Source organism: Bacillota bacterium, from assembly GCA_023511485.1.
Classification (GTDB): Bacteria; Actinomycetota; Aquicultoria; order Aquicultorales; family Aquicultoraceae; genus CADDYS01.
The window spans coordinates 65871-73523 of sequence record JAIMBH010000014.1 but is presented as its reverse complement, the minus strand read 5'-3'; the positions used below and the strand labels follow the sequence as shown (position 1 = coordinate 73523).

Below are 7653 nucleotides of genomic sequence, written 5' to 3'. Positions count from 1 at the left end.
TTTCTTAAAAATTTTAAAATCTACGGTTTTTTTTTTTTTTTTTTTTATCGTCCCCGGTATGCCTTCTGGCCTTCTGCTGTTTTCTTGACACGGCCTCCCCATAGGTGTAATATAATCGAAATTTTACCCATGAAATTGAGCAATAATATGAGTATCAACCAGTTAGATAATTGGTTAAGAGGCCCAGGATGCTAAGACCCGGCAGGGACAAATAGCGCTGGGTTTTTTAAATCGCACACCGTGTCAAGTCTATTATGATAGGGAATACTGAAAGAATTATTGTTCAGCAGGAGGGAGTATGGAAATAGAGATAGGGAAAGGAAAAAGAGGAAGAAGGGCATACGGCTTTGATGATATTGCGATTGTTCCAAGCAGAAGGACCCGCGATCCTGAAGATATCGATATAAGCTGGGAAATTGCCGGTCATAAGTTTGAGTTACCGCTTCTGGCATCGGCGATGGATGGCGTTGTTGACCCGAAGCTTGCGATTGCACTTGGCAAACTAGGGGGATTGGCGGTCCTTAACCTTGAGGGTATTTATACCCGGTATGATGATACCGTCCCTATTCTCGAGAAAATAGCGAGCTTTCCAAAGGAAGAAGCGACCCGCGGCCTGCAAGAAATTTATAAAGAGCCTATAAAAGAAGAACTTATCGCGAAGCGTATCAAAGAGATCAAAGAGGGCGGTGTTCTAGCCGCTGCATCGCTTACGCCGCAGAGGGTTGAACAATATTATAAAACAGCAATTGAGGCTGGTCTTGACTTTCTGATTATCCAGGGAACAGTTGTATCCGCCGAACATGTTAGCACACAGGTTGAGCCGCTTAACCTTAAGAAATTTATTAGCGAACTTGACATTCCGGTTATTGTTGGTGGCTGTGCGTCATATTCTACCGCACTTCATCTTATGAGGACAGGTGCCGTTGGTGTTTTAGTTGGAGTTGGCCCAGGTGCCGCCTGCACAACAAGGCGCGTTCTTGGAATTGGCGTGCCGCAGGCAACGGCAATTGCTGATGCCTCCGCGGCAAGGATGACCTATTTGGAAGAAAGCGGCCGCTATTGCCATGTTATAGCAGACGGAGGTATGCGGACCGGCGGCGATATCGCTAAGGCGATAGCATGCGGTGCCGATGCAGTCATGATCGGCTCACCTATTGCAGGAACAAAGGAAGCCCCAGGTCTTGGGTTTCACTGGGGCATGGCTACATTTCATCCGACCCTTCCAAGAGGAACCCGCGTTTTTGCTGGGCAGAAGTGCACTTTAGAAGAGCTTCTTCTTGGTCCGGCTCGAGAGAACGATGGGACACTCAATCTATTTGGCGCGTTAAGAACATCTATGGCAACAACCGGCTATCAGAATATCAAAGAGTTCCAGAAAGCCGAGGTCATGGTTGCCCCGGCCTTGCAGACTGAAGGCAAAGCTTTGCAGCAGGCACAACGAGTTGGAATGGGTTAGGAGTATCTAGTTTGGCTTCAGAGGACTTCAAAACTGTATTAGTTGTAGATTACGGGGCTCAATACGCGCAGCTTATTGCAAGGCGTGTGCGCGAATGTAAAGTTTACTCGGAGATAGTTCCGCACGATATATCGATTGAGAAGCTGAAAGCTAAAAATCCTAGCGGACTTATTTTCTCAGGTGGTCCTGCAAGTGTGTACGCAGATAACGCTCCTGCAGTCAACCCTGCTTTTTTTGACCTTGGTGTTCCTATCCTTGGAATTTGCTATGGCATGCAATTGATGGCCCACTCGCTTGGCGGAGAAGTCACGCGCACAGGCAATCGGGAATACGGCAAAACTGTGCTTGCTGTAGATAATGGCCATGCACTGTTTAAGGATATCCCTCTTGAGCAGGTTGTGTGGATGAGCCATCAGGATGCGGTAACTGCTGTCCCTGCAGGGTTTTCTGTTTCGGCTCATACGGATGGGTCTCCAGTTGCTGCAATGGAGAATACAGAGAAAAGGTTCTACGGCGTTCAATTCCATCCCGAGGTGGCGCATACAGTCTACGGCATGGAGATTCTCAAGAATTTCCTATACGATGTCTGCGAATGCGTGCCCAACTGGACAATGGTATCAATAATTGAGGATGCAGTAACCAAGATCAGGCAGCAGGTTGGCGACAATAAAGTCATCTGCGGACTGAGCGGAGGCGTTGACTCATCGGTTGCAGCAATTCTGGTGCATAAGGCAATTGGGGATAACCTAACCTGTATTTTTGTTGACCATGGCCTGCTTCGCAAAGGCGAAGCAGAAAAAGTCGAAGACGCTTTTCGCAAGCACTTCCGTATAAATTTAGTTCATGTTAAGGCTCAGGATCGATTTTTGGAGAAGCTAAAAGGAGTTACCGACCCTGAACGCAAGCGTAAGATAATCGGTGAAGAGTTTATAAGGGTCTTTGAGGAGGAGGCGGCAAAATTTCACGATGCCAAGTTCCTAGTTCAAGGAACTCTTTATCCCGATGTTATAGAAAGCGGCACGAGAGATGCCGCTAAGATAAAGACACACCATAATGTGGGCGGTCTGCCTGAGGATATGGAGCTTGAACTAATCGAGCCGCTTCGCGCGCTCTTTAAAGATGAGGTGCGCGCGGTTGGTGAAGAACTGGGCCTTCCCGATGAGATCGTATGGCGGCACCCGTTCCCCGGTCCCGGTCTCGCTGTTCGCATTATCGGTGAGATAACAGCCGAGAGGCTTGAGATTCTACGCAACGCTGATGCAATCTTTGAAGAGGAGATCAAACGTGCCGGCCTTTATCGCTCGATTTGGCAGTCATTTGCGGTTCTTCCGGCAATTAGAAGCGTCGGCGTTATGGGGGATGAGAGGACGTACGCCTACCCAATTATCCTCAGGGCTGTTACCAGCGAGGATGCGATGACCGCCGATTGGGCTAGAATACCTTATGAAGTACTGGAGAGGATATCAAACCGTATAATTAACGAAGTCCAACATGTAAACCGCGTAGCATATGATATAAGTTCAAAACCCCCAGCCACCATTGAGTGGGAATAAAGTCAGCCAACAGCCAATGCCTGTAAGTGGGTCTACATGTCACCCTGGTAGACCGGATATCCGAAAGCGCACTGCAGCACTAACAACGGCAGCACGATTAGTTGACTTTGGCACATTGGCACATCAAGACCTCGTAACTCTAGCGCTTGAACTACAAAACACCACGTAAACATGCTAGAATATATTTTAAGCCTTTATCTGATTCGGAGGACATTATGAGCGAGGAAGCAAAGCAACAAATATATGAGTTGCGTAAAAAAATCGACGTTATTGATGCACATTTAGTTGAGAAACTAAATGAGCGGGCAGGTCTTGCGCTTGAGATAAGAAAGATTAAGACAGAGAGCAAATTGCCTCTCTATGATCCAGGAAGAGAAGAAGAAATTTTTAAGAAAATTACATCTATAAACAATGGTCCTTTGTATGACGACGATTTGAGAGAAATATATGAGACCATCCTACATGCGATGAAAAACGTTGAATCGTAGGTGATTAAATGATTTCCAGCGAGGATTTGACGATCATATCTGGGCCTTGCGCGGTTGAGAGTCGTGAGCAGGTCATGGAAGTTGCAAAAGCCGTCTCTGAGCTTGGCCTTACATATTTTCGCGGTGGAGCGTTTAAGCCAAGGACATCTCCTTATAGCTTCCAGGGCCTTGAGGAAGAGGGCTTAAAGTATCTCTCGGAGGCTGCCGGAACATACGGTTTAAAGGCTGTAACTGAGGTTATGGATACCGAGCACGTGGCTATGGTTCTCAATTATGTGGACATGATCCAGGTTGGTACCCGAAACATGGCCAATTTTGCGCTCCTGAAAAAGATTGGTGCTTTGACTGCCGAGAGAAAAACTCCTGTTATCTTAAAACGGGGAATGTCGGCTACGATTGATGAGTGGCTACTTGCATCTGAGTACATCACAACTGCGGGGAATCCAAATGTAATCCTCTGCGAGAGAGGAATAAGAACTTTTGAGACCGCAACCCGCTTTACACTTGATTTAGCAGCAGTACCGGTGATCAAGAAGCTCAGCTCCCTTCCCATAATAGTAGACATAAGTCATGCAATGGGACACAGCGAATACATAATTCCAATGAGCCGTGCCGCTGTTGCGGCAGGGGCGGATGGACTTTTAATCGAAGTCCATCCAAATCCCAAGAAGGCTCTTTGTGATGGTGCGCAGTCTCTTACTCCAGATCAACTAAAGCAACTGGTATTTGAAACAAAACCAATTGCAGAAGTGCTAGGCAAAAGGTTGGCTTAGCCTTCTTCGCTTAAATCTCCTTCTAAATATGAAGCTTTTGCACCATTTAATGCTGGTTCAGGCAAAAGATGTTTGGGCAAAAAAGCAAATCCAGCAATGAGAGTTGGCACAACTGCACTAGTAATAACTGCTGCTACAAGAAAAGAGTATTGTGCCTGGGTTACAATTCCATGGCTTAAACCGTAGAGCGAAGAGATTGTGCCAAACGTTAACCCAGTAGACATCATTAGCGTGTAATACCACCTCTCGTTTCGTTCACGCCTAAACATTCCAACTATTGGGTAAAGGCCAAATATCTTTGAAATGACTTTACCTGTTATCAGAGCTAGAAAGACCAGCGGGGCTCCAATTAGAGCAGGCAGAGAAACGAAAGTTCCCGCACGGATAAAGTAGAATGGGGTAAGAAATCCAACAGTTAAGGTACGGAGGCGACGTATCCATGAATCATCATTTTTAGAAAACTCCGCTAAAATCATGCCGATAAGATATGCTGGGAGTACTGCCTCGCTGCCAGACCAGAAGGCTAAAACACCCAAGCCGAAAAGAATCAGCATGATCCATTTTGTTCTAATTGCGGCGGTTCTGTATGCGTAGATTTTAGTTAGCCAATTAGAAAGAAATGGTAAGATTGCTAGAACAGCAACGGTTATAACTATAAAAATGACGGTTTTATATGTAAACGGTGCAAACAGAAGACCCAGAGCAATAACTGTTCCAAGGTCGTTTATAAAGCAAGCCCCAAGAATCCCTTTACCAAACTCGGTTTTGTTAAATCCGGTCTCCAACATAACTGCGTAGACAACTGCCATTGAAGTTGTGGAAAGCGCCACGCCAGCCAATAAACTAGCCTTTAGTGTCCATCCAAGCACATAATACGCGATTGCTGCACAGCCAAGAAACGGCGCAAAAAAACCGATTAAGCCAACTACTGTTACTTCTTTTAGCTTTTTTTGCATTACCTCCCGCTCAAGTTCAGCCCCAGCCAGGAAAGTCAGCAAGACGGCTCCAGATGAAGCAAGGAAACGCAGCCACTCTTGGTTTGAGCCCAAAGCTTCAAATTTACCAAAATAAGTAGCTATAGCAGCCACAACCACCCCAACACAAATTTCTACTAATGCGATTGATATGCGCAAATGATAAGCAAGAATAGCTGAGATGACAGCTAGTGCGAGCCAAAAGGATGCCACCATGTAAATTTGCTCCATATTATTTCACCACTTACCTTTCTCTGCCTTTTTAACTGCTAGGAGGGATGTTGTAAATTAATACAAAAAACTCCTACAGTACCGTTAGGTTCTGTAGGAGCTATTAGCAAAAATATTTGCATATACGGCGAGCTCCATCGCCACTATATTGCTTGTTTAAGGATGTTAGCAGGTATTAAAGTGAAAGTCAACGGGATAAATGAAATGAGAGGTAGCTAAGGTTTTTTATCGTAGCTGGATTGACGGCATCCAGGCTATATTTTATACTTGTCAATCAAAGCTAACATGGGTAAGTAAGTCTAACATAGGTAAATAAATATAAGTGCGATGGAGCTCGCATAAACTGCCGCTAGGCTAATAGCTCCTACGAATTTGCGTAGGGGCTATTATTATTTTATGAGGTGGTTTATATGTCGATTAATTATGCAGAGGCAAGATCAGAGATACTCATGACTTTAGGTGAGCTTAAAGCAAGCTTGAATCATGATGAGTCGCTTGGGAACAGCAATATGCTCGAGTATGCGGTTGAAAAGCTTACAGATAACAAGTTCAACCTGGTGGTAATGGGTGAGTTTAAGCGGGGTAAAACATCGTTTATTAATGCATTACTTGGTGAAGCTGTACTGCCAATGGCTGTAGTGCCGCTTACTTCAATTATAACCGAGCTCGTGTACGGCGATAATCCTTCAGCGGAAGTTATTTTCGAAAACGGCCAGAGAAAGACCATATCCCTTGAAATGCTTGATGATTATGTGACGGAGCGTAATAACCCCAACAACGAAAAGGGAGTTAAGAAAGTAGTCGTAAAATATCCCTCTGAGTATTTACGCGAAGGTGTTATTTTGGTTGATACCCCAGGGGTTGGATCAATCTACGAACACAACACCGAGGTTTCTTATGACTATCTTCCAGAAGCGGATGCCGTCATATTTCTGGTATCTTCTGACCCGCCGATAAGTAAGACCGAAATTGCTTATCTTGGCGATATCAAAGAGTACATAGAGAAAATATTTTTTGTTCAGAACAAGATCGACTACTTATCTGAAAGCGAACGGGAAGAATCTCTGGCGTTCAGCAGAAAAGTTCTAGAGCAAGCGTTGGGCGGCAGGGTTACGCTAATACCGCTTTCTGCAAGGCTGGCTCTACAAGCCAGGCAAAATGGTAACTCAGAAATGCTTATTCAAAGCAACTTACCCGAATTTGAGCACGAGCTTTCAGAGTTTTTACTTAAAGAAAAGGGTTTACTTATATTGACTGTCGCGGTTAATCGCGGCCTGCAGGTTACAAATAATGTTTTGCGCCATATTGAGCTTGAGCTTAAATCGCTTGAAGCGCCAATCGAGATTGTTGAAAAACAGCTCGCCGATTTCAAAAAATATGTTGAGCAAATTGAGCGCAAGCGACTTGACGCGCACTATCTAATGAAAGGGCAGCTTGGTGAGTTGATTAAACAATATGATGAAGACACAGAGAATCTAAAGAAAGAGAAGTTGCCGGAGGCAATTAAAGAGCTCGAAGAAGCCTTTGAGAAAGTAAAGGCTGGTCCGAAAGCACAAATTTCAGACGCTCTAGACGATGCGGTAAAAAGTATAATTCTTTCAATATTTACCCGCTGGAGAAGCGAACAGGAAAAGAAGGTTTCCGCTGGTTTTGAGGCTGTCGCAAAACGGCTCATTGACGAGACCAATGGTATTGCTCAAGAAATTGTCGACAAAGCATCCGATATATTTGGCCTTTCACTTTCGCAGATTGTTGGTACAGTTGCACTACTTGATAGCAAATGGTTCTATTATATGTCTAAAGAAGCTTCAACCAGCATAGAGCTGCTTGCTGCCCCTGTTAAGAGCATGCTACCCAAAGCTTTTGCTGCAAAGATAATGTATGCAGATGCAAAAGAAAAGCTGATAAGATATTTTGACATGCATTGCGGACGTATTCGTGGCGATCTTTATACCAGGCTAGATGATAGCTTGCTTGCCTTGAAAGGAATGCTTGATGAGCGCGTTGCCGACATGATATCGAGCATAGAGTCAGCCGTCACAAGAGGACTCGAGTATCGGCAGAGAAACGAGGTTGAAATACAGAAAAGAAAGCTTGAACTTGAGGCTTACAGGGAAAGAATTGAAAAAATAGAGCTGGAGCTGACCTCGTATGCGAATGAAATTGGGTAGACTGGGC

At 44.9% G+C, this 7653-nt stretch carries 6 protein-coding genes; 5 read left to right on the top strand and 1 reads right to left on the bottom strand.

Going from position 1 to position 7653, the window contains the following annotated elements:
- Window positions 1-298 precede the first annotated feature (298 nt).
- From K6T91_06350 to aroF, 4 genes are all read left to right on the top strand, one after another.
- Complete coding sequence (locus K6T91_06350; GenBank protein ID MCL6472418.1) at window positions 299-1456, top strand: GuaB3 family IMP dehydrogenase-related protein; 1158 nt, start codon at window positions 299-301, stop codon at window positions 1454-1456.
- Window positions 1457-1467: 11 nt separating this feature from the next.
- A complete protein-coding gene (guaA, locus tag K6T91_06345) occupies window positions 1468-3009 on the top strand; it encodes a glutamine-hydrolyzing GMP synthase (protein MCL6472417.1) in 1542 nt (513 codons plus the stop codon).
- Window positions 3010-3224: 215 nt separating this feature from the next.
- Entirely contained in the window at window positions 3225-3497 is a 273-nt protein-coding gene (locus tag K6T91_06340) for a chorismate mutase (GenBank protein MCL6472416.1), read from the top strand.
- Between the two features lie 8 nt (window positions 3498-3505).
- Entirely contained in the window at window positions 3506-4270 is a 765-nt protein-coding gene (gene aroF, locus K6T91_06335) for a 3-deoxy-7-phosphoheptulonate synthase (GenBank protein ID MCL6472415.1), read from the top strand.
- On the opposite strand, the gene K6T91_06330 is transcribed toward aroF, so the two are convergent.
- Window positions 4267-5475, bottom strand: a complete 1209-nt coding sequence (locus K6T91_06330; GenBank protein MCL6472414.1) for a cation:proton antiporter — start codon at window positions 5473-5475, stop codon at window positions 4267-4269. The two genes, aroF and K6T91_06330, sit on opposite strands and share 4 nt — an antisense overlap.
- A gap of 410 nt (window positions 5476-5885) precedes the next feature.
- Between K6T91_06330 and K6T91_06325 the strand changes: the two genes are divergently transcribed.
- A complete protein-coding gene (locus K6T91_06325; protein MCL6472413.1) occupies window positions 5886-7646 on the top strand; it encodes a dynamin family protein in 1761 nt (586 codons plus the stop codon).
- Window positions 7647-7653: the final 7 nt, after the last annotated feature.